This window comes from Ferrimonas sp. SCSIO 43195, assembly GCF_023716685.1.
In the GTDB taxonomy this organism is placed as follows: Bacteria; Pseudomonadota; Gammaproteobacteria; order Enterobacterales; family Shewanellaceae; genus Ferrimonas; species Ferrimonas kyonanensis.
In genome coordinates this window covers 19408-43882 of the sequence record NZ_CP072679.1, presented here as the reverse complement: position 1 = coordinate 43882, position 24475 = coordinate 19408, and the positions used below count along the sequence as shown (strand labels likewise).

Here is a 24475-nt window from a genome sequence, read left to right as displayed (position 1 = left end):
GCCATGATCAGCGCGAGTTTGCATCGCTACGCCATTCCGTTCCACTCTGCCATCGACTTCAAAGGGCAGACCCTGAACCGCCGTGAAGGCCTGATCCTGCAACTGCAAGCCGATGGCCGAACCGGGCTGGGTGAGATTGCCCCCTTGCCACAATTTTCCACCGAAACCCTGGAGCAGGCCCAGCAGCAGACGCTGGCGCTGTTACCGGCACTGTGTCAAAGCGGCGTACTGGACGATGGCGCCACACTGGCATCGGTTCGATTCGGCGTCAGTTGCGCCCTATGGCAGCTGCAGCAACCCCGTCCGAGGCGAGTCAGCTCCCCATACCCGCTGCTCACCGGCAACGATGAACAGATTGTGGCCGCCGCCACTGGCGCAGCCACCCTCAAGCTGAAGGTGGCTCGACGCCCGGTTGAGCAAGAGGTCCGACTGATCTACCAATTACTGGCGGCCAACCCCAATTGCCGCTTCCGTCTCGACGCCAACCAACGCTGGAGCCGAGAGCAAGCCGAGGACTTCATCGCCGCCATCCCGTTGGATCGGGTGGATTACATCGAGGAACCCACCGCCAGCCTCGACGACAACCTGCGCCTAGTGAGCCAATTCGGGCTGCCGCTGGCCCTGGATGAAACCACGCAGCAACCGGATTACCATTACCAATTCATCGCCGGCGTCAAAGCCCTGGTACTGAAACCGACCTTGATTGGCGACATCGCCACCCTGCAACGGTTGGTTGAACAGGCGGAACTGGACGGCGTCCAAGTCACACTCTCTTCCAGTTTTGAAACCAACGTCGGCCTGACCGCCATCGGTCAACTGGCCGCTGAGTTAACCCCGGATCAGGCCCCGGGCATCGACACCCTGGACGCACTGCAGCAGGACCTGCTGCTACCGCAGCGATCCGACACGCCCTGCCTGTCTCTGCAACAGTTGACGCCGCTATGGCCATAATCCCCTGCCTGGCGGCAACCGGTGCCGCCCGCTTCCCTGACCGAATCGCCATTGATCACGCCGGTACGGCCATCAATTACCGCACCTTGCATCAACGGGTCTCTCAGGTCGAAGCCAGCCTCAAGTCGCAGGGGGTTAACCGTGGCAGCCACCTGGCCGCCATCGACAACACCAGCCTGAGCCTAATTCTGCTGCAACTGGCCTGCATTCGTCTGGGCGCCGTATTTGCCCCCCTGTCTCCCCGGTTTCCAGAACAACAACTGCAACAACTGCTGCAACAGATCGATGCCCGATTCGTTTGGACCACTGAAGGAAAACCGGTTGGCAAGGTGTCCGCACTGACTCTGCCAGACACCGGCACCATCACCGCCCCAGAGTCGTCGCCACTCAGCGACGATCAGGCGCCGGTGAGCCTGATCCTGACCTCGGGCTCTTCTGGATTCCCCAAGGCAGCCATGCATTCCCTGGCCAACCACCTGGCCTCAGCAACCGGATCGGCACAGTGCATCCCCTTGCAAGCGGGCGACCGCTGGCTGGCCTCACTGCCGATGTTCCATATTGGCGGACTGGCGATTGTGTTTCGTTGCCTGAGTGCCGGGGCCACACTGGTACTGCCGCGGCAGCGGGATTTACTCGACACCCTCAGGGAGCAACCGGTGACTCACCTGTCACTGGTGGCCACTCAGCTGGCAAGAATGCTCAACGCCGACGACTGCCGCTCGCTGATGGCCGGGTTGAAAGTGCTACTGCTCGGTGGGGGGCCAATGCCAGCCTCACTGCTGAGCCAACTCGATGCCCACCCGGTTCTGGCCTTCACCAGCTACGGACTGACCGAAATGGCCTCTCAGGTCACCACCGGACCGGCCAATGATCAAGGCCTGTCCGGCCAGCTACTGCCACAGCGCCAGCTGCGGCTTCGTGAGGGGATCATCGAGGTTCGGGGCGCCACCCGTTTTCTGGGGTACTACCACCAGGGGCAACTGCAGACCCCGTTTGACGACGACGGCTGGTTTCACACTAAAGATCGCGGCCGCTGGTCTCAGGGGCAACTGGAGATCCTGGGCCGAGCCGATAACATGTTCATCTGCGGTGGTGAAAACGTGCAGCCAGAAGAGATTGAGGCAGCACTGAAGCAACATCCAGAGATTCAGGACGCACTGGTCTTTCCCGAGTCCAACCCGGAGTTTGGGTGCCTTCCGGTGGCCGTCTTACAGTGCCGGGAAGCCCTGCCGTCCGCCTCAGAGCTGGAGCACTTCCTGGCACCAAGACTGGCTCGTTTTAAGCGGCCCCGACGTTACCTCTCCTGGCCATCCGACCTAACCCAGTATGGCCTCAAAATCAGCCGCCAATCGGTTGCCAAAGCCTGTGGGCTGATCAAAACCGATCGGGATTAAGAGAAAAATCAGGACACCGACAAATGTTGTTAAGATCGAACTCTGCAAGACAATCCTGCGAATAGACCTTAAATCGCCACAGTTTGTGTTCCCTAAGGAAATAATTCAGCCTAAAAATCTCCCCAGTTTCAGGGCCGCCTGAGTCATCGATGGCCAGATCGCACATTGCCTTTGGTAAACGGACGTTCGAATCTAGTTACTCATAACAACAATGTAACAATGAGGAGCGTTACGATGGGGCAGAAGCACCTTTGGCTGAAACCGGCCATGCTGGCCACAGCATTGATGATGGGATTGGGAGGCTGCGGCAGCGATGATGACCCCGTAGTGGTAGAGCAACCGGATCCACCTGCAGGGCCGGAGTTTCCTGAAGGCGCGGTGTTTGTTGAAGCCGGAGAGAATCTGACTCAACGCATTCAGAATGCCTTTATTAACGCCAGCAGCGACAGCGTCATCGTGCTACCAGAGGGGGAGTTCAGCATCACCTCAACCCTGCAATTTGACGGCGATGTCGACGGCGATGGCAATTTTGCCAAGAACGTCACCATCATGGGCTATGGTCGCGATAAGACCATTCTCGATTTCAGCGACGCCGACTCCGGTGATGGCGTGTTTGTGCAGAATGCCCTGGACATCACCATCAGCGATCTATCGGTCAACGAAGCCAAGAACAACGGCATCAAATTGAAGAACACCAACGGCATCATTCTCAGGGACCTGGCCACCATCTGGCACGGCGACGTCGGGCCAGACAATGGTGCCTATGGCCTCTACCCGGTCGAATGTCGCAACATTCTGATTGAAGACACCTACGTTCGAGGCAGCGCCGACGCCGGCATCTATGTCGGCCAGTCTGAGTACATCGTTGTGCGCAACAACATCGCCGAACTGAACGTCGCCGGCATCGAGATCGAAAACTCCAAATACGCCGACGTCTATAACAACGAGGCCTTCGACAACACCGGCGGCATCCTGGTGTTTGATCTGCCGATCGGCAATCAGCACTATGGCTCCAGCGTGCGGGTGTTCAACAACAAAGTCTACCGTAACAACACCGAGAATTTTGCCAATGCCAGCGCCAACCCGGCCGGGGTACACATTGTGCCACCGGGGACCGGTATCATTGTGTTGTCCACCGACGATGTCGAGATCTTCAATAACGACATCAGCGACCACGACACCATGGCCATCACCCTGTCGAGCTTCTTCATCGCCGAACCGGATCTCAACAGCTTCGTACAGAACTACGGCCAACCGGGCCAACCCATTGCCGACGGCTGGCGCGCCGTGCCCCGCAATGCCTATGTGCATGACAACACCATCAGCAACGCCGGCGCCAACCCCAATGGCTACCTAATCACCGACATCATCGCCGCCTACATGGGTTATCACGGCGCCTTCCCGGCCATCCTCTACGATGGCCTCGGTGAAGCCATGGCCAACAGCGGCGCCGCCGGGCCACAGGGCTACAACCTGGGCGAACTTCCCTTCGCCAGCGACGGCAGTGACAACGTCTGTGCCGCCAATAACACCGGTGCCAGTTATGGCCAGCTGTACGATGGCCAGAACCCCAATGCCCCGGCTGTATTGTTCGAGGCGGAGCAGGCCAACCTGATGAACTGTGAGCAAACCAGTTTGCCGGTTCACACCGTCACCTTTAATGGTGAGATCTTCGGCTGTGGCATTGATGACAATGTCGCTGGCTGCGACGGTGGCAACGTCATTGCCGACGACGACGACAGTGGCAACGGCGATGGCGGTCTGGTGGGCGACGGCGATCTGAGTTTGTGTGTTGCCGACTCCGACAACGTCAACTGGGACGCGCTGTTGGGAGCCAACTGCAGCCAGCTGTCAGAGTACAACCTGTTTGCCGATGCCACCAACCCGGCCGGCAGCACCAATGGTTCCGGATTACCCTACGACCTCAACAGCCCATTGTTCACCGACTACGCCTCCAAGTATCGTTACGTCTTCGTCCCCGAAGGAGAAAAGGCCAGTTTCAGTGCCCAGGAATCGTTCAAGTTCCCGGTCGGTTCGGTACTGGTGAAGACCTTTGCCCTGCCGGCGGACACCAGCATCCGAGGGTTGGCCAACGAAACCCTGATTGAGACCCGCCTGCTAATCCACCGCGCCACCGGCTGGACGGCCCTGCCTTTCGTCTGGAACGCCGATAAAACCGATGCCGTGCTGGCCAAGCCAGGCAACAACTCCGCTCAGACCCTGGTGCACAATGGCGAAAGCCATAACTTCAATTACAAGGTGCCCAACATTGCCGAGTGTAAGCAATGTCACCAGCTTGAGAACGACCAGGGGCAATTCAAGTTCGCCCCCATCGGCCCCAAGGCGCGTTTTCTCAATCAGACCTATGCCTATGCCGACGGCAACGCCAACCAACTGAGTAAGTGGGTCAGCCATGGCATTCTGTCCGGCGTACCGGATGACCTGAGTAGCATCACCTCAGTACCCGCCTTCGATGACAGCATGAGTGACCAGTTGTCTGCTCTGAGTGACGACCAGGTAATGGCCTTGGCTAAGGGCTATCTGGACATCAACTGCGCCCACTGCCATCGCCCCGAGGGGAATGCCTCCAACACCGGTCTGAAGTTGGAATACTGGCGCGCCTACGACGAGGACAACGGCTACTCACACGGTACCTGTAAGCAACCCATTGCCTATGGCGGCGGCAACCTGGGTTACGACGTGGTCCCCGGCAAACCAGAGGAATCAATCCTTCACTATCGCATGGACAGCGATGAGCCTGGTGACCGCATGCCGGAGATTGGCCGGGCCTTGATTCACCAGGAGGGCGTGGCACTGATCCACGAGTGGATCAGCCGCCTTCCGGAGCGCGACTGCAGTAATTAACCTCTGTGCGGAGCCGGGCCCCCGGCTCCGCCCCTTCACACTCAGGATCGCCTCCATGACATTTCTATTCTGTATCCTATTGGCTGCTCTACTACTGGGTTGTGGCGGTGGCAGCGGCAATGCCCCCGACGTAACGCCAGCACCACAACCAGACCCGCCGGTCAGTGCCTCGCCCTGCGATCAAGGCAGTGCTGGCACCGTCAATTGGCCAGCACTGATGAACAGCGATTGCCCTCACCTTGAGGACTACGGCCTGTTTGTGGATTCTGCCATCCCGACTCAGGCGCCGACGCCCCCGGGGCAAGCATACCGGTTGACCACACAGCTGTTCTCCGATTACGCCTCTAAATACCGGTTTCTGTTTCTGCCTCAGGGGCAGCAGATTCAATACCAGCCTCAAAGCGCCTTCGATCTTCCTGTCGGCAGCGTACTGGTGAAGACCTTCGCCCTGCCCTTTGACAGCAGTCTTACCGGCGCCGAGAACCAGGTACTGATAGAAACCCGGCTGCTGATCCACCGCGCCACCGGCTGGACCACCCTGCCGTATCAATGGCAGCAGGGCCAGGCCAGGCTGATCAGCAGTGGCGCCGCCGTGGCCCATACCATGACGCACAATGAACAGACTCTGAATTTCCTCTATCAAATTCCCAGCCGGGTGGAATGCAAGTTGTGCCACCAGCTCATTGATGACGACGGCAGCAGTCGCATCAGCCCCATCGGACTCAAAGCCCATCTACTTAATGTCCCTGAACAGCAAAGCTCACAGCTACTGCGCTGGCAACAAAGCGGACTGCTTGCCGGCCTGCCAGCCGCCAATACCATCGCGCGAGCACCGGCTCTGCTGGACAGCAACGCCGACCTGACTCAGAGAGTCAAAGGCTATCTGGACATCAACTGTGCCCACTGCCATCAGAAGCAAGGCCACGCCAGCATTTCAGGACTGAGGCTGGGATTTTATGAGGATCACACCCAGAGCAGTTATGGCATCTGCAAACAGCCACCAGGCTGGGACGGTGGTCCCCGAGGGTTGGACTACGATCTGCTGCCAGGCAATGGCCTGGACTCCATCCTGCCTTACCGAATGGAACTAACCGAGCCTAAAGACAAAATGCCGATGGTGGGTCGAAGCCTGGCTCATACCGAGGCGATAGCCCTGATTCGACAATGGATAGACAGCCTGCCAGCGTCATTGGGCAGTTGCGGATAAACGTCAGGAGAGGGTTGTGCGATGAACTGGCAGCCCGGTCATAAACTCGCCGGGCGCCTTACCGGTCCAGCGCTTAAAGGCATGGCGGAAGTTACAGGTTTCATTAAAGCCCAACTGTTCGGCAATGGTATCGATGCAGCGCTCTCCGGCCTGAAATCGATCAATGGCCAACTGGCAGCGAACCTGATTGAGTATCTTCTGGTAGGAGGTACCAATGGCAGACAGGCGACGCCTCAATGTCCGGCTCGACAGCTGCAGCGCTTCGGCCACCTGCTCCAGCGTTGGAAATCCGTAGTTGCAAGGCAGCAACAGTTCCAGAATGTCATTGATCAACGAGTCGGTTTCATCGTCGGCCACCTCATCACTGGCCAACCCCCTGGCGGAGGGATGCCAGGTAATGGGGTAACTCAGAATTGCGGTGTCCAGGCGCCAGCCAAAAAAATCGGCCCCGAACTCGATGCGACACCCCAGAGCGCGTTCCAGGGCCAGGTGCTCGGCACGATTCGGGCCGGGGCATCCCATAAAGACTCCAAGCAGCGGGATAGGGCGATTCGTCAGCATTCGAGCCACACTCAGCATCGAACTCAGCCCCTGCTGAAACAAAAAGGTCATGGTGTCAGTATCGATGTTGCTGACATTCACCGATCTGACTTCCATCACTCGAGCCGACAGAGTCTCGATGTTGTCAGTAAAGCTGCCCACCAGGTTAGGGTTACTGCGTACCAACTCATACACTTGCCCCAAGGTCTCACAGCCCGCTAAAGGCCGCTGCAATCCCTGCAGATGCTCAGGTCGAAAGGTGGCGCCAAAATGAAAACCCGCCAACGAACCCGGCAACCATTCACTGGCCAACGCCATGGCTTTAAGTACTTGCCATGCCAGCACAAATTGACGTACAGACAGCTCGGTCGCGGTAATACCAATGGCATCCAGCAGCCGCTGTGCCCAAGCACAGCCAAGCTGCTGCTCAATGTATTGATGCAGCAATCGCAGATCAAAAGCAGGATAAAGTTGGTCGCCATAGAGAGTCGGGTGCGAGCAGATAAAGCGCTCAATCGCTTTACCTTCTTCGCCCTCTCTAACGTGATCCGTTGCACAAAAACTCACCATAAGGAGTACATTTTTAACTGAGATTCATTTGGGAGTAAAGCAGTATTTATAATGCATGCAGCAGTGAATTGAGCGTCATTGAATCTGAATCAATCGCCAGACCATGGCGTTAGTATTGCGCCGATTCGAAGTGCTAAGCAGTGAAGCAGTAAAGAATCCAGTCGCCATGCAGCAGCGTAAGTGGGTACCCAGCGGCTTTGCCTTTCGTCATTCTTGCGCAGGCGAGAATCCAGTGGCTTTTCATTTCACCCAACCACAACCAAAGACACTGGCCCCTCGCGTTCGCAAGGACGACGGTGCTAATGGGGAGGAGTGGTGCTAACTGAGCAGTGATTGAGGTATCGGTAGAGCTCGATGCTGATCGTTACCACACCAAACTCAACCATCCTTCCGTCGTGCCCGCGCACGCGGGTACCCAGTGGCTTTCATTCACCGTTCTCAAAACCAAGACACTGGGCCCTCGCGTTCGCAAGGGCGACACGGTTGAAGAGTTGTGCGGGCGGCAGGGTTAGTGGTCGCCATCTGCATCAAGTTCGCAAAGCGTCAACTACGACCCCGTCGTGCCCGCGAACGCGGGTACCCAGTGGCTTTCATTCACCGTACTCAAATCAAAGACACTGGCCCCTCGCGTTCGCAAGGGCGACACGGTTGAAGAGTTGTGCGGGCAGCAGGGTTAGTGGTCGCCATCTGCATCAAGTTCGCAAAGCGTCAACTACGACCCTCCGTCGTGCCCGCGCACGCGGGTACCCAGTGGCTTTTAAAACCATAAAAACGAAAAAAGCCCGTTCCTTTCGGAACGGGCTTTTCTCTTAATGGGAGCCTGACGATGACCAAGTCTCACATGGACTCTCTCCAACACCGCCACCCTGCCATCGCGCCGAGGGGCGAGCTAGGACCGATGCGCAGCATCGCAGCCGAGGAAGGTGGAGCTAGGGACGGCGACAGGAGGGATCACCAGGGATGGTTGCCAGCAGCGGATTAGAAACGAAAAAAGCCCGTCGCGTTAGCGACGGGCTTTCTTGGATTTGGCGCCTGACGATGACCTACTCTCACATGGGAACTCCCACACTACCATCGGCGCTACTGTGTTTCACTTCTGAGTTCGGCATGGGATCAGGTGGGGCCACAGCGCTATTGTCGTCAGACAAAAACTGTATCAATTCGCACAAGCTGATTTTCTCGTTTGCATTCTTGCAAGCGCTTAACTATCTGGGATATCAAAACCCATTGGGTGTTGTATGGTTAAGCCTCACGGGTCATTAGTACAAGTTAGCTCAACGCCTCACAACGCTTACACACCTTGCCTATCAACGTGGTAGTCTTCCACGGCCCTTCAGGGGACTTAAAGTCCCAGTGAGAACTCATCTTGAGGCTCGCTTCCCGCTTAGATGCTTTCAGCGGTTATCGATTCCGAACTTAGCTACCCGGCAATGCCACTGGCGTGACAACCGGAACACCAGAGGTTCGTCCACTCCGGTCCTCTCGTACTAGGAGCAGCTCCTCTCAATTCTCAAACGCCCACGGCAGATAGGGACCGAACTGTCTCACGACGTTCTGAACCCAGCTCGCGTACCACTTTAAATGGCGAACAGCCATACCCTTGGGACCGACTTCAGCCCCAGGATGTGATGAGCCGACATCGAGGTGCCAAACACCGCCGTCGATATGAACTCTTGGGCGGTATCAGCCTGTTATCCCCGGAGTACCTTTTATCCGTTGAGCGATGGCCCTTCCATGCAGAACCACCGGATCACTATGACCTACTTTCGTACCTGCTCGACGTGTCTGTCTCGCAGTTAAGCTGGCTTATGCCATTGCACTAACCGTATGATGTCCGACCATACTTAGCCAACCTTCGTGCTCCTCCGTTACTCTTTGGGAGGAGACCGCCCCAGTCAAACTACCCACCAGGCACTGTCCTCAACCCCGATTCAGGGGCCTAAGTTAGAACATCAACACTACAAGGGTGGTATTTCAAGGTCGGCTCCACCACATCTAGCGACATGGTTTCAAAGCCTCCCACCTATCCTACACATGTAGGGTCAATGTTCAGTGCCAAGCTGTAGTAAAGGTTCACGGGGTCTTTCCGTCTAGCCGCGGGTATACGGCATCTTCACCGCAATTTCAATTTCACTGAGTCTCGGGTGGAGACAGCGTGGCCATCATTACGCCATTCGTGCAGGTCGGAACTTACCCGACAAGGAATTTCGCTACCTTAGGACCGTTATAGTTACGGCCGCCGTTTACCGGGGCTTCGATCAAGAGCTTCTTCCGAAGAATAACCCCATCAATTAACCTTCCGGCACCGGGCAGGCGTCACACCGTATACGTCCTCTTACGAGTTTGCACAGTGCTGTGTTTTTGATAAACAGTTGCAGCCACCTGGTATCTGCGACCGCCAACAGCTTAGGAGCAAGTCCATCACCGTCAGCGGCGTACCTTCTCCCGAAGTTACGGTACCATTTTGCCTAGTTCCTTCACCCGAGTTCTCTCAAGCGCCTTGGTATTCTCTACCTGACCACCAGTGTTGGTTTGGGGTACGATTCCTTCTTACCTGAAGCTTAGAAGTTTTTCCTGGAAGCATGGCATCAACCACTTCAGTGCCGTAGCACCTCGTCATCAGCTCTCAGCCTAATGTGTGTCCGGATTTGCCTAAACACACAGCCTACAACCTTAAACGCACATCCGATAGTGCGCTGGCCTAGCCTTCTCCGTCACTCCATCGCAGTAAGAAGAAGTACGGGAATATTAACCCGTTTCCCATCGACTACGCCTTTCGGCCTCGCCTTAGGGGTCGACTCACCCTGCCCCGATTAACGTTGGACAGGAACCCTTGGTCTTCCGGCGAGCGGGTTTTTCACCCGCTTTAACGTTACTCATGTCAGCATTCGCACTTCTGATACGTCCAGCATGCCTCTCGACACACCTTCAACCGCTTACAGAACGCTCCTCTACCATGCACACAAGTGTGCATCCGCAGCTTCGGTGTCTAGTTTAGCCCCGTTACATCTTCCGCGCAGACCGACTCGACCAGTGAGCTATTACGCTTTCTTTAAATGATGGCTGCTTCTAAGCCAACATCCTGGCTGTCTGAGCCTTTCCACATCGTTTCCCACTTAACTAGAACTTTGGGACCTTAGCTGGCGGTCTGGGTTGTTTCCCTCTCCACGACGGACGTTAGCACCCGCCGTGTGTCTCCCGTAATTGCACTCATTGGTATTCGGAGTTTGCAAAGGGTTGGTAAGTCGGGATGACCCCCTAGCCTTAACAGTGCTCTACCCCCAATGGTGAGATACGAGGCGCTACCTAAATAGCTTTCGAGGAGAACCAGCTATCTCCCGGTTTGATTGGCCTTTCACCCCTATCCACAAGTCATCCCCTAATTTTGCAACATTAGTGGGTTCGGTCCTCCAGTTGGTGTTACCCAACCTTCAACCTGCTCATGGATAGATCACCGGGTTTCGGGTCTACACCTTGCAACTCATTCGCCCAGTTAAGACTCGGTTTCCCTACGGCTCCCCTATGCGGTTAACCTCGCTACAAAATGTAAGTCGCTGACCCATTATACAAAAGGTACGCAGTCACCGAACAAGTCGGCTCCCACTGCTTGTACGTACACGGTTTCAGGTTCTATTTCACTCCCCTCACAGGGGTTCTTTTCGCCTTTCCCTCACGGTACTGGTTCACTATCGGTCAGTCAGGAGTATTTAGCCTTGGAGGATGGTCCCCCCATGTTCAGACAAGATATCACGTGTCCCGTCCTACTCGATTTCACGTAAAGTTAGTTTTCGTGTACGGGGCTATCACCCTGTATCGCCGGACTTTCCAGACCGTTCCACTAACACCCTCTACGCTTAAGGGCTAATCCCCGTTCGCTCGCCGCTACTTAGGGAATCTCAATTGATTTCTTTTCCTCAGGGTACTTAGATGTTTCAGTTCCCCTGGTTCGCTCCATACACCTATGTATTCAGTGCACAGTGACCACTTACGTGGCCGGGTTTCCCCATTCGGAAATCGATGACTCAAGTGGCTGTTACTGCCTAATCATCGCTTATCGCAAGTTACTACGTCCTTCATCGCCTCTGACTGCCTAGGCATCCACCGTGTACGCTTAGTCACTTAACCATACAACCCCAATGGGTCTTGCTTGATCTTTGCTTCCCATTTTTCGTCGAACCTTTCGCTCGCGGCGGTCATTAACGGACGTTAACTCCCTTGCTCGCTCAAGCTTCTTCTCAACTGGAAACCAAATCTCGGCGCAATACCGGATTTTGAGTTTGTATTAATCGATTAAACAACCAATACGTTAATTTATCGCCAGATATTCAAGGCACTTGCAAAAATTGCAAATATCTCGAGAAATTTATCAGCTTGTCCAAATTGTTAAAGAGCAAGTTTTTGCCATAAGCAAAAACGCCAAAATCATCCGTTAGGATGATTTCAGACAATCTGTGTGAACACTCAACGCAAAACCGTATCTGTTTCGTAAGGAGGTGATCCAGCCCCAGGTTCCCCTAGGGCTACCTTGTTACGACTTCACCCCAGTCATGAACCACAAAGTGGTGAGCGTCCTCCGCGAACGGTTAAACTACCCACTTCTTTTGCAGCCCACTCCCATGGTGTGACGGGCGGTGTGTACAAGGCCCGGGAACGTATTCACCGTAGCATTCTGATCTACGATTACTAGCGATTCCGACTTCATGGAGTCGAGTTGCAGACTCCAATCCGGACTACGACCGGCTTTATGGGATTGGCTCACTATCGCTAGCTGGCAACCCTTTGTACCGACCATTGTAGCACGTGTGTAGCCCATCTCGTAAGGGCCATGATGACTTGACGTCGTCCCCACCTTCCTCCGGTTTATCACCGGCAGTCTCCCTAGAGTTCCCACCATTACGTGCTGGCAACTAAGGACAAGGGTTGCGCTCGTTGCGGGACTTAACCCAACATTTCACAACACGAGCTGACGACAGCCATGCAGCACCTGTCTCACGGTTCCCGAAGGCACACTCAGGTCTCCCTAAGCTTCCGTGGATGTCAAGAGATGGTAAGGTTCTTCGCGTTGCATCGAATTAAACCACATGCTCCACCGCTTGTGCGGGCCCCCGTCAATTCATTTGAGTTTTAACCTTGCGGCCGTACTCCCCAGGCGGTCTATTTAATGCGTTAGCTTTGGAACCCACGCCTCAAGGGCACAGACTCCTAATAGACATCGTTTACGGCGTGGACTACCAGGGTATCTAATCCTGTTTGCTCCCCACGCTTTCGCATCTGAGCGTCAGTCTTTGTCCAGGAGGCCGCCTTCGCCACTGGTATTCCTTCAGATCTCTACGCATTTCACCGCTACACCTGAAATTCTACCTCCCTCTACAAGACTCTAGTTGACCAGTTCGAAATGCAGTTCCCAGGTTAAGCCCGGGGCTTTCACATCTCGCTTAATCAACCGCCTGCATGCGCTTTACGCCCAGTAATTCCGATTAACGCTCGCACCCTCCGTATTACCGCGGCTGCTGGCACGGAGTTAGCCGGTGCTTCTTCTGCGAGTAACGTCACAGCTAGCAGGTATTAACTACTAACCTTTCCTCCTCGCTGAAAGTACTTTACAACCCGAAGGCCTTCTTCATACACGCGGCATGGCTGCATCAGGCTTGCGCCCATTGTGCAATATTCCCCACTGCTGCCTCCCGTAGGAGTCTGGACCGTGTCTCAGTTCCAGTGTGGCTGATCATCCTCTCAAACCAGCTAGAGATCGTCGCCTTGGTGAGCCTTTACCTCACCAACTAGCTAATCTCACTTAGGCTTATCCAATCGCGAAAGGTGCCGAAGCATCCCCCTCTTTCCCCCGTAGGGCGTATGCGGTATTAGCCATCGTTTCCAATGGTTATCCCCCTCGACTGGGCAAATTCCTAAGCATTACTCACCCGTCCGCCGCTCGACGCCCAACAAATCATCCGAAGAATCTTTGTTGTCGTTTCCGCTCGACTTGCATGTGTTAGGCCTGCCGCCAGCGTTCAATCTGAGCCATGATCAAACTCTTCAATTAAAAAGTTTTTTGAAGTCCGAAAACTTCGACTCAATGAATTACTGAATTAACTTGTTATAGTCACTCAGTGCAACATTGATATATGAGATATCAATCCTGCGCGAGTGCCCACACAGATTGTCTGACTAATTGTTAAAGAACGTTGCAACCGAACCGTGGTTCCCGTTGCTGAGGCTGCGTATCTTACGCTTTCCTCAATCCCCGTCAAGCGTTATTTTCAAAGGCTTTTCCGAGTGTCGAATTGTTGCTCAGTGCTTAACGAAGTAAGCCGCTGTGCCCCGTCGACAGGGAAGGCATTATAGGGAGTGGATTTGGTTTCGCAAGGGATAATTTAGAAAAACATTCCATACGAATAAAAAACGGGCACAAGGCCCGTTTTTATACAGTTTTCGTGTATTTACCGGCCGCCAGTGCCGATGAAACGTGAGCTTTGATGATCCGAGACAGTTTCAAAAGCCACTTCTGCGGTCACAACAAAGTCGATGTCCGTCACCGGGTCTTTAATGTAGTAAGGATCAATGGCGACCGACACAGGAATGCTGGCCACCTCACCACCACCGACGGTCACCTCTCGGGGGCCACCCCATTGATACTCCTCCAGACCGGTCACCGCCAGATTAAATACCACCGGCAGTTCACTCTTATTCAGCAGTTTCAGGGTATAGACGTTTTCAATCAGCCCTTCATTCGTTTCCCGGAACAGCATATTGCGATCGCGAATCACATCGACCTCCAGTGGCTTGATGGCACCCACCATGGCCACAAAGGCGATACACATCACCAGCAAGGCGCTGCCGTAACCCACCAGTTTCGGGCGCATTACGTTGCTGGTTCCACCCTCGAGTTGCCGCTCGGTGGTGTAGCTGATCAGTCCCTTGTCATACCCCATCTTCACCATCACGTCATCACAGGTCTCGACACAGACACCACAGTTAATGCACTCATATTGAAGACCATTACGAATATCGATGCCGGTGGGACACACCTGCACACACAGGTTGCAGTCAATGCAGTCACCCAGCCCCATCTCTTTCGGGTTCTGCTTGCGGCCCCGGGGGCCACGCTGCTCACCGCGACTGGCGTTGTAACCCACCGAGTAGGTGTCCTTGTCGAACATCACCGATTGAAAACGGGCATAGGGGCACATATGCAGGCACATGATCTCTCGCATCCAACCGGCATTGCCATAGGTGGCCAGGGTAAAGAAGGCGCCCCAGAAATAGACGCTGCCACTGGCGTTGCCAGTAAAGAAATTCGGGTACAGCTCCGTAGCCGGCGTAAAGAAGGAGATAAAGGTGAGGGCGGTCAACAAGGACATCGCCAGCCAACTGCCATGTTTGGCGGTTTTCTTCCAGGCTTTCTCGACACTCCAGGGCGCCTTATCCAGCTTCATCCTCTTGTTGCGTGCCCCCTCAATCTTCTCCTCGACCCAGATGAACATAAAGGTCCAGATGGTTTGCGGGCAGGTGTAACCACACCACACCCGTCCCAGGTAGGTGGTAAAGAAGAACAGGGCAAACGCAGCAATCATAAACAGGAATGCCAGCAACAGCAGATCCTGAGGCCAAATCACCAGGCCGAAGACATAGAACTTGCGCTCCGCCAGCTCAAACAATACGGCAGGACGGTCTCCCCAAGGGATCCAGGGCAGCAACAGGAAAAACAGCATGAACACCCAGCCCATCTTTCGTCGCAGGGTGGTCCATTGGCCTGAAGACTTTCGGACATAAATCCGATTACGGGGATTGAAGCGATCGAGCTTGCGAGGATCCGCGGCTTGCACCTTGATGGGTTTAGCCTGCGCACCGCTATTTCGAGGGGTCATAACTGCAAAACCTTTCCATGTTTACAACTCGCTGGGCAGTATATCAGTAATTGCTAACAAACAATCACAAACGGGATCAATTTTATGGTAGGGAAGTCATCAACATCATTAGCTTCCAAAGCACAAGTATTTGGTTTCCAGATAATCGTCCAACCCTTCCTGGCCGCCTTCACGACCCAGCCCCGAACTCTTAATGCCGCCAAACGGGGCGACGGCGGTAGAGATAATGCCTTCATTGACACCAACCATGCCAAACTGCAGCGACTCGGCCACTCGCATCACCCGCCGGACATTATCACTGTACAAGTAGCTAGCCAGACCGGCTTCTGTGCTGTTGGCCAGGCGAACTGCCTCCTCTTCGGTATCAAAACCAGTCACGGCCAGCACCGGACCAAAGATCTCCTGCTGCCAGATTGGATTGCTCGGTCGAATCGACTCCAGCAGCGTTGGAGGATAGAAACGACCGGGAAGGTCAGTACCAACAGCGCTGCAGGTTGCACCCGCCGACAGCGCCTGTTCAACCAAGCGACTGACCCGCCGATGGGCAACCTGAGAGATCAGCGGGCCGATGTTGTTGCCATCGATGGCACCGGGTCCCACCTTCAACGCCAACACCTTTTCCCGAAGCTTGCTCACAAAGGCCTGATACACCCCTTGCTGAACCAGTATTCGATTGGCGGCCACACAGGTTTGTCCGCTGTTTCTAAACTTCGCCGCCAGCAGACCATCCACCGCCAAATCCAGATCCGCATCATCAAATACGATGAACGGCGCATTTCCGCCCAGTTCCAATGACACTTTTTGAATATGAGCCGCGCTTTGCGCCATCAATATGCGACCCACCGCTGTGGAACCAGTAAAGGACAGCTTTCGAATCCTAGGACTGGCACACAGGCGTTGACCAATAGCGGCCGCGTCGATACCGGGTACCACATTGATGCACCCGGCCGGAAAACCGGCTTGCTCCGCCAGAGCCACCAATGCCAGTGCCGTCAACGGCGTTTCCGCCGCTGGCTTGATCACCACACAGCAACCAGCGGCCAGCGCCGGCGCCACTTTTCGAGCAATCATCGCCAACGGGAAGTTCCACGGGGTAATGATGGCCACCACACCGACAGGCTGCTTGATGGTCATCGGCCGACGGCCACCAGGCAGGGCAGGGAGGGTGTGCCCGTAAGCACGAACTCCTTGTTCAGCAAACCATTTCAGATAGCTGGCACCATAAACCACCTCCGCCAGAGACTCGGACATCGGTTTGCCAGACTCCAGCGTTATCAGTTCCGCCAGGCGCGACTGCTGTGCCAGCAGCAAAAGCTGCCAAGCCATTAGCCGATCGCAGCGGGCTTGAGCTGGCTGCAATCGCCATGGCTCAAAGGCGTTACTAGCCGCATCGATGGCGGCCTCAACCTGATCGAGATCCACATTGGCGACCCGAGCCACAATGTCGCCGCTCGCGGGATCGTCGACGTCAAAACACCCCAAGTTACCCGCTACCCAACGCCCATCGATGTAAGCCTTGTCCTGAATCGCCATCTCTGTCTGCCACTTTGGTTGCCTCACTGCCTCAACGGTAACACCGAAAGCACAGAGAGGGTACAGGGCAGGGGCGTTATTCCAGTCCTGCCGGAGGCTCCACCACATCGGTGCGAGTCTTGCTCAATGCCGATACCAACATGTACAGGGCGGTCGCCATAAACACGCCTCCCAGATACGAAGGCAACTGCGCCACTCCGGCCCCCCGCCAGTTAACCAGTACCGGCCCCAGCACCGAACCCATGCTGTAGCTAAGCAACATCAACTGGGTAATGGACACAATCTTACTGCGATCCATACCATCACAGGCCTGGCTGATGGCCACCGGGTACAACGCAAATGCCGACATTCCCAGTAGCAGCATCGCCAGCGCCAACTCCAGCGGCGTTGAAGCCAGCACCAGAACCACCACCGCCAACGTTCCCAGGCTGCTGAGTAACGCCAGCAGCAGCGTTTTACTCATCCGTGCACTCAACCAACCGGTAAGCGGTTGAATCGCCATGCCGGCGAAAATCAACACCGCCATCATCATTCCGGTCAGTTCACCTGCAGAGGCGTAATGGCTCAGGTATACCGGCAGCAACCCATACATAGGCCCGAGAATCAGCCCTGAAATCATGCACCCCAATACTGCCGAGCGCTTCAGTTTTCCCAGAGAGGAAAGCGGCAATTGGTGATGCTGCTGTACCAGCGGTGAACAATGACGCCCCAGCAAAGGCGGCAGCGCCGCCAGCACCAGCAATGCCAGTACCAGCAGAAACGGCAGCATGCCGCTAACGCCAAACTGGCTCATCAGAAGTTGTCCCAGGGCATTGCCACCGTACAAGGCCGCCATGTACAAACCAAGACGACTGGCTCGTTGACGCTCATCCTCCACCAGCAGCAACCAGGACTCCACCACCACAAACACCCCTGCGGTAGCCGCACCGGCCACCACCCTCAAGCCCAGCCACAGCCATTGCGAGGGCAGGGCGATCATCAACGCCACGGTGGCAGCAACAATCAACAAGAACAGCACCAGAGCCCTGCGGTGCCCCAACACACGAACGATCGGCTCTATCCACAGCGCCCCGAACAGCAAACCCGCGTAGAAGGCACTGGCCAGCCAGGCCGCCATGGACGATTCCATTTCCAGCATCGGCAGTGACAATGGCAGCAGGCTCATCAGATAGCCCGCCGCAATGGCAAACAAAAACAATCCCCCAACGGGAACCCGCACCCCATAACGACCTTGGGAAACCACAGAACCAGCCACACTACTCTCCACATCCACACGGCCAATCCACTCCCGACAACAATCAGCGGGAGACGCTATTTGGCGGCATAGTGTCGACGACGGGCAGGGGAGTAAAACGAAACTTTTTTATGGTCAGGACAACCAATGATTATTGATGACCGGGCGAGGGCAATAACAAATTAGAGGCAATATAAATCAATAGCTAAAACAAAAACGCCACCTGATAAGGTGGCGTTTCATCGACTCAGGTCCGGTTATTCCACGGTCACGGACTTGGCCAGGTTTCGAGGCTGATCCACATCGGTACCTTTGATCAGCGCCACGTAGTAGGACAACAGCTGCAACGGCAATGTGTAGATGATTGGCGCAATAAACTCGTCACAGTGAGGGACCGGCACCACCTTCATGGTGTCGTCGGACTCAAACTGCGCATCGACATCGGCAAACACGTACATCAAACCACCGCGAGCCCGCACCTCTTCCACATTGGACTTCAGCTTCTCCAGCAGTTCATTGTTGGGGGCCACCACAATTACCGGCATGTCGGCATCGATCAACGCCAGCGGACCGTGCTTCAGCTCACCAGAGGCGTAGGCTTCGGCATGGATGTAGGAGATCTCTTTCAGCTTCAGCGCTCCCTCCATGGCGATGGGGTACTGGTCGCCCCGACCCAGGAACAACGCATGGTGCTTATCGGCAAAGTCCTCGGCCATCGCTTCAATGTCGTCGTTCAGGCTCAGAGCCTGCTCAATCTTGGCCGGCAGAGACTGCAGTCCCTGTACCAGTGAGGAGAGGCACTCTTGCGCCATACCGTTATGCTGACCAATGGCACCGGTCAGCATCAGCAGCGCCGCCAACTGCACCGTGAAGGCCTTGGTGGATGCCACGCCAATCTCGGCACCCGCTTTCATCATGTAAGCCATGTCGGACTCACGCACCAGCGAGGAGCCAGGGACGTTACAGATGGTCAGGCTAGAGGTGTAGCCCATCTCTTTTGCCAGGCGCAGGGCGGCCAGGGTGTCGGCGGTTTCGCCAGATTGTGAGATGGTGACCAGCAGGCTGTTCGGGAACACGTGGGACTTGCGGTAGCGGAACTCCGACGCAATCTCTACATTGCAGGACACACCGGCGTGCTGCTCCAGCCAGTACCGAGCCACCATGCCGGCGTGGTAGCTGGTACCACAAGCGATGATCTGCACATGCTTAACACTCTTCAGCAGCTCGGCTGAGCCCTCGCCAAAGGCATCATCGGCGATGCCACCACTGAGCAAGCGGCTTTCCAGCGTCCGCTGCAGCGCCAGTGGCTGCTCATGGATCTCTTTCATCATATAGTGGCGATACGGCCCCTTGTCGCTGGCTTCGTGGGACACCTCAGATTCTTTGACTTCACGCTCGACGGCGTTGCCGGCACTGTCAAAGATGCGCACTTCGCGGCGGGTCACCTCCGCCACGTCGCCCTCTTCCAAGAAGGCAAACTTGCGGGTCACCGGCAGCAATGCCAGTTGATCGGAAGCAATGAAGTGCTCACCCACACCGTAACCGATCACCAGAGGGCTGCCGGAACGGGCCACCACAACCCGAGAGGGGTCGCGACGGTCGGTAATCACGGTGCCATAGGCACCTTCCAACTGCTTAACCGTGGCCTGTACTGCCGCCAGCAGGCTGTCTGCAGTTTTCAGCTCATGATGCACCAGGTGACCAATCACTTCGGTATCGGTATCAGACTCAAATACGTAGCCCAGCCCCTTGAGGTGCTCGCGCAGGGGACCGTGGTTTTCGATGATGCCGTTGTGCACCACCGCAATGTCACCACAGGACTGATGGGGGTGAGCGTTACGCTCGTTGGGTTCTCCATGGGTGGCCCAGCGAGTATGGGCGATGCCGGTGCCGCCACTGACCGGTTGCTCCGCCAGCGCATTGGCCAACTCCTGCACCTTACCAACCCGGCGCAGTCGCTGCAGGTTTTGGGCTTCATCGACAATGGCGATGCCGGCAGAATCGTAACCGCGGTACTCCAGCCGTTTCAGGCCTTCCACCAGAATCTCCGCCACATCCCGTTGGGCAACCGCCCCTACAATGCCACACATACTGTTCTCTCCATCAATCTTTAAACGGTGCCCGGATAACCCGAACCCCATGAATCTCTATCTGCGATGCGGTGTCATCGGACAACTCGTCATCGGTAATCAGGTAGCGGACCTTGGCCCAGGGCAGTTCCAGGTTGGGGATTTTTCTACCAACCTTGCTGGACTCCACCATCACCACCACGTCACGCGCCACGTCGGCCATCACCTTGGACAAGCCAATCAATTCATTAAACGTGGTCGTTCCACGTGAAACGTCGATGCCGTCGGCACCGATAAACAGCATGTCGAAATCGTACGACCGCAGCACCTGTTCCGCCACCTGGCCCTGAAACGACTCCGAGTGGGGATCCCAGGTACCACCGGTCATCAACAACGTCGGTTCGTTCTCCAATTCCCTCAGGGCGTTAGCGCCATTGAGGGAGTTGGTCATCACCACCAGTCCGCGCTTGCTGCCCAGCTCGGCAATCATCGCCGCGGTGGTGCGACCGGAATCGATGATGATGCGCTGGTGATCGCCAATCAACGCTGCCGCCGCCGCGCCGATGGCCTGCTTGCGACCGGAGACCTTATGGCCTGGATCATCGGCAACGATCTCCTGCGGCACCGGCACCGCGCCACCGTAGCGGCGCAGCAACAAACCACTGGCCTCCAGAGTCGCCAGGTCTTTTCGAATGGTCACTTCCGAGGTTTGAAACTCCCGCGCCAGATGATCCACACTCACTTCCCCCTGCTGGGTCAGCAAAGCCATGATGGTGTGGCGGCGTTGTTGGGTATTTCGTTTCGACATGATGCCCTAAGTTTCGTTTCGAAAGTTATGAAGTATAAAATCAAAACTCGTTGATGCAAGGAAAAGTCATAAAAAAAGCGGCCATCCGGCCGCTTTCTCTGTCTTATTTGTCTATTTCGGCGCCTTTACCGGACGCTGCCAACCGCTGATATGGCGCTGCTTGCTGCGGGTCAGCACCAGCTCACCGTCACCGACCTCTTTGGTTACCGTGGACCCGGCGGCTACCGTCGCCCCCTCACCAATGGTGACCGGCGCCACCAGTTGCGAGTCGGAACCAATAAAGGCGTTGTCCTTAATCACCGTCAGGTGCTTGTTGGCACCGTCGTAATTACAGGTAATGGTACCAGCACCAATATTGACCTTTTCCCCCACCTCGGCATCACCGATGTAGGCCAGATGGTTGGCCTTGGAACCTTTACCCAGGCGGGCTTTCTTCATCTCAACGAAGTTACCAACGTGGCTGTCGTGCACCAGTTCGGCACCGGGGCGCAGACGGGCAAACGGACCGGCGGTGCAAACTTCACCCACGGTGGCATTCTCCACCAGGGTATAGGGCTTGAGCACGCTGCCATCGCCGATACGACAATCTTTCAGCACACAGCCGGCACCGATGGTGACGTTGTTGCCGATGCTGACCGTGCCTTCGATCACCACATTGACATCGATAAACACATCTTCGCCGACACTGAGTTCACCACGCACGTCAAACCGGGCCGGGTCTGCCAGGGTCGCCCCACTGAGCATCGCCTGCTCCGCTGCCCGCGCCTGAAAGGCCCGTTCCAGCGCCGCCAGTTGAACCCGGTTATTGGCCCCCTCCACCTCAATGGCCGTCTGAGGCTGAGCCGTGGCCACGCCACCTTCGGCGGCCGCCATGGCAATCACATCGGTCAGGTAGTATTCCCCCTGAGCGTTATCATTGGACAGGTCGGCCAACCAACGCTTCAGTGCCTTACCCGGTGCCACCAGGATGCCGGTGTTCACCTCATCAATGGCGCGCTGCGACTCGCTGGCGTCTTTGTGTTCGACAATGGCGGTCACGGTACCATTCTCGCGAACGATGCGACCATAGCCACTGGGGTCGTCCAGGTTGACGGTCAACAAGCCAATGCCATTGTCCGGCTGTACCGCCAGCAATCGTTGCAGCGTCTCGGTCTGAATCAGCGGCACATCGCCATAGAGCACCATCACCTGGCTGTCGTCACTCCAGTCTGCCGACGCCTGATCCACCGCATGACCGGTTCCCAACTGCTCTGCCTGCAGGGCCCAGTTGACCGAATTGTGGGCCAATGCCGCCTGCAGTTGCTCGCCACCATGACCGTACACCAGGTGAGTGCGTACCGGCTGCAGCGCTGAAGCAGCATCAATGACGTGCTGAACCATAGGCTTACCGGCGATACCATGAAGCACCTTCGGCAAGGCGGAACGCATGCGGGTGCCTTTACCCGCTGCCAAGATGACGATTTCCAAACTCATGCTGATCCATTGATAGTTAGTCGTTAAGGCGCAAAAGTATACCCAGTCTGGGGAGTAAAATCAGCCGTCAGTGCAGTTTCCGCTCACCCGCAGGGTGTCGATAAAGGCTGCTACCAACTGGTGGGGCAGGTGAGGATCGTGCACCACGCACAGATCGGCGGCCATTGACTCCTGCAGCGGAATGAACTGAACCTTGTGCCAATGCTGACGCCGGAAACACTCGGGTACCAGCGCCAGGGCCTGATTGGCCGACACAAACGCCATCATGGTCTGCGGCTCTACCACCTGGTGCCGCACCCGGGGCACAAAGCCCAGTCGGCGACAATGCTCGTACACCATGGCAGCGGTGCCAGAACGTTTGGGATCAAACATCACCCAATCCTGATGCTGCAACTGGCGCAGCGACAGCACCGAGGCAGCGGCCAGGGGATGCAACTCCGACACCGCCACCCACATCGACTCCGATTTGACCCGTTGTACCGACAATGGCGCCATGGCCTGGCGATCACCCTCGCGGCACAGGCCAACATCGATGCGCTGCTCCCTGAGCGCCTGCCGCTGCTCCGACGGCGCCAACTCAATGAAGTTCACCGACACCTGAGGCTGCTGTGACCGAAACACCTCAATGGCGGCAAACAGTCCGTCCCAAGCCGCCGAGCTGATCAAGCCGATGTTCAGGGTCTGATGTTGACTGCGGCCAGCCTGCAGCACTCGGTTGAGCGACTGTTCCATGGCTGCCAGCAACTGCTCACACTCCAGCTTCATCAGTGCGCCCGCCGCTGTCAGCGTTACTCGTTTATGGCTGCGGTCCAACAGGCTCAGCCCCAATACCGACTCCAGTTCACGCACCTGGGTGCTGAGGGCTGATTTGGAGATGCACAAGTCCGAGGCCGCCAGACCAAAGTGCAGGCGCTGTGCTACCGCCGCAAAATAGCGAAGCATTTTCATGCTGATTCGGCCACTGTCCAACAGGTGGTTCATCGTCACTCCTCGAGTATCGTTTTCAATACTTACCCATTATCGTTCTGATTAATAAAACAAACGAGCGAAAAATCGCCCTGTCTTCCAGACCACCGATTCACCTATAGTGGCCGGGTATTCCGCAACCGAGTGACCCAATCATGATCAACGATGCCCCTCACCGCGCCCTGGCCACTATCTTGTCCCATAAGCCCGATTTCGCCCCCCGCTGCGCCTTTATTCTGGGATCCGGTCTCGGCGTACTGGCCGACCAGATGCAGGACAAGATCGTGATTCCCTATGAACAACTGGAGGGGTTTCCAACCAGCGACGTCGCCGGCCACAGCGGTGAACTGGTGCTGGGTAAGATGCATGGCATCGACGCAGTGTGCATGAAAGGGCGCGGTCACTTCTACGAAGGCCAGGGCATGACGGTAATGACCACCCCGGTTCGTACCTTCAAGCTGCTGGGCTGTGACATGCTGTTTGTCACCAACGCCGCCGGCTCTCTGCGGCCGGAACGCATCGATGTCGGCTCACTGGTGGTGTTTAACGATCACATCAACACCATGCCGGGCACTCCCATGGTCGGACCCAATGATGACTTCTATGGCGACCGCTTTTTCAGCCTGGCCAACGTCTACGACAGCAAACTCAGGCAACAACTGCAAACCGTCGCCGCCAAACACAACATTCACCTCAATGAAGGGGTGTTTGTCTCCTACCCCGGCCCCTGCTTTGAAACCGCTGCCGAGATTCGAATGATGCAGATCATCGGCGGCGATGTGGTCGGCATGAGTGTGGTGCCCGAGGTGATCAGTGCTGCCCACTGCGGTCTGCCGGTACTGGCGGTGTGTGCCATCACCAACCTGGCAGAAGGGCTGGGAGAGACGGCGCTGTCTCATCAGCAGACCCTGAACTGCGCCAAACTGGCAGAGCAGGACTTTATTCAATTGATAGAGGCCTTTGTCCGCCACCACTTCTGACGCTCAGGCCGGAACGT

The 24475-nt window shown here is 56.1% G+C and carries 13 protein-coding genes and 3 rRNA genes; 5 read left to right on the top strand and 11 right to left on the bottom strand.

Features of this window, described 5'->3' with window-relative positions:
- The first annotated feature begins 3 nt into the window (after nt 1-3).
- From menC to J8Z22_RS00175, 4 genes are all read left to right on the top strand, one after another.
- Nucleotides 4-951: an o-succinylbenzoate synthase gene (gene menC / locus J8Z22_RS00190; protein ID WP_252008258.1), complete on the top strand. Its 948-nt coding sequence runs from the start codon at nt 4-6 to the stop codon at nt 949-951.
- The gene (gene menE / locus J8Z22_RS00185; protein WP_252008256.1) at nt 942-2345 is read left to right on the top strand and encodes an o-succinylbenzoate--CoA ligase; all 1404 of its coding nucleotides are present in this window, start codon (nt 942-944) and stop codon (nt 2343-2345) included. The genes menC and menE overlap by 10 nt, the downstream gene beginning before the upstream one ends.
- A 234-nt stretch (nt 2346-2579) precedes the next feature.
- Complete coding sequence (locus tag J8Z22_RS00180) at nt 2580-5210, top strand: SO2930 family diheme c-type cytochrome (RefSeq protein WP_252008254.1); 2631 nt, start codon at nt 2580-2582, stop codon at nt 5208-5210.
- A 55-nt stretch (nt 5211-5265) separates the two neighbouring features.
- Nucleotides 5266-6417 carry an SO2930 family diheme c-type cytochrome gene (locus J8Z22_RS00175; RefSeq protein ID WP_252008252.1) on the top strand — a complete coding sequence of 384 codons (1152 nt, stop codon included), beginning with the start codon at nt 5266-5268 and terminating at the stop codon, nt 6415-6417.
- Nucleotides 6418-6420: 3 nt separating this feature from the next.
- On the opposite strand, the gene J8Z22_RS00170 is transcribed toward J8Z22_RS00175, so the two are convergent.
- The 11 genes from J8Z22_RS00170 to J8Z22_RS00120 form a co-directional block, all read right to left on the bottom strand.
- Nucleotides 6421-7527: an AraC family transcriptional regulator gene (locus tag J8Z22_RS00170; RefSeq protein WP_252008250.1), complete on the bottom strand. Its 1107-nt coding sequence runs from the start codon at nt 7525-7527 to the stop codon at nt 6421-6423.
- A 1030-nt stretch (nt 7528-8557) separates the two neighbouring features.
- Nucleotides 8558-8672: ribosomal RNA gene (gene rrf, locus J8Z22_RS00165) — 5S ribosomal RNA — on the bottom strand.
- A 93-nt stretch (nt 8673-8765) separates the two neighbouring features.
- Nucleotides 8766-11652 (bottom strand): 23S ribosomal RNA (locus J8Z22_RS00160).
- A 361-nt stretch (nt 11653-12013) separates the two neighbouring features.
- A 16S ribosomal RNA gene (locus J8Z22_RS00155) occupies nt 12014-13570 on the bottom strand.
- The 16S, 23S and 5S rRNA genes sit together here, the layout of an rRNA operon.
- Nucleotides 13571-13967: 397 nt before the next feature.
- Complete coding sequence (gene ccoG / locus J8Z22_RS00150; RefSeq protein ID WP_028113215.1) at nt 13968-15395, bottom strand: cytochrome c oxidase accessory protein CcoG; 1428 nt, start codon at nt 15393-15395, stop codon at nt 13968-13970.
- A gap of 108 nt (nt 15396-15503) precedes the next feature.
- Nucleotides 15504-16928, bottom strand: a complete 1425-nt coding sequence (locus tag J8Z22_RS00145; RefSeq protein ID WP_252008248.1) for an NAD-dependent succinate-semialdehyde dehydrogenase — start codon at nt 16926-16928, stop codon at nt 15504-15506.
- Nucleotides 16929-17004: 76 nt separating this feature from the next.
- Complete coding sequence (locus J8Z22_RS00140) at nt 17005-18183, bottom strand: MFS transporter (RefSeq protein ID WP_252008247.1); 1179 nt, start codon at nt 18181-18183, stop codon at nt 17005-17007.
- Nucleotides 18184-18419: 236 nt separating this feature from the next.
- Nucleotides 18420-20252, bottom strand: a complete 1833-nt coding sequence (gene glmS / locus J8Z22_RS00135; protein ID WP_028113213.1) for a glutamine--fructose-6-phosphate transaminase (isomerizing) — start codon at nt 20250-20252, stop codon at nt 18420-18422.
- Nucleotides 20253-20265: 13 nt separating this feature from the next.
- Nucleotides 20266-21039: a DeoR/GlpR family DNA-binding transcription regulator gene (locus J8Z22_RS00130; RefSeq protein ID WP_028113212.1), complete on the bottom strand. Its 774-nt coding sequence runs from the start codon at nt 21037-21039 to the stop codon at nt 20266-20268.
- 111 nt (nt 21040-21150) lie between these two features.
- Nucleotides 21151-22512 carry a bifunctional UDP-N-acetylglucosamine diphosphorylase/glucosamine-1-phosphate N-acetyltransferase GlmU gene (glmU, locus tag J8Z22_RS00125; RefSeq protein WP_252008245.1) on the bottom strand — a complete coding sequence of 454 codons (1362 nt, stop codon included), beginning with the start codon at nt 22510-22512 and terminating at the stop codon, nt 21151-21153.
- A 60-nt stretch (nt 22513-22572) separates the two neighbouring features.
- The gene (locus tag J8Z22_RS00120; RefSeq protein WP_252008243.1) at nt 22573-23493 is read right to left on the bottom strand and encodes a LysR substrate-binding domain-containing protein; all 921 of its coding nucleotides are present in this window, start codon (nt 23491-23493) and stop codon (nt 22573-22575) included.
- Nucleotides 23494-23633: 140 nt separating this feature from the next.
- On the opposite strand from J8Z22_RS00120, the gene xapA reads away from it, so the two are divergent.
- Nucleotides 23634-24458 carry a xanthosine phosphorylase gene (gene xapA / locus J8Z22_RS00115; RefSeq protein WP_252008241.1) on the top strand — a complete coding sequence of 275 codons (825 nt, stop codon included), beginning with the start codon at nt 23634-23636 and terminating at the stop codon, nt 24456-24458.
- The last annotated feature ends 17 nt before the right edge of the window (nt 24459-24475 follow it).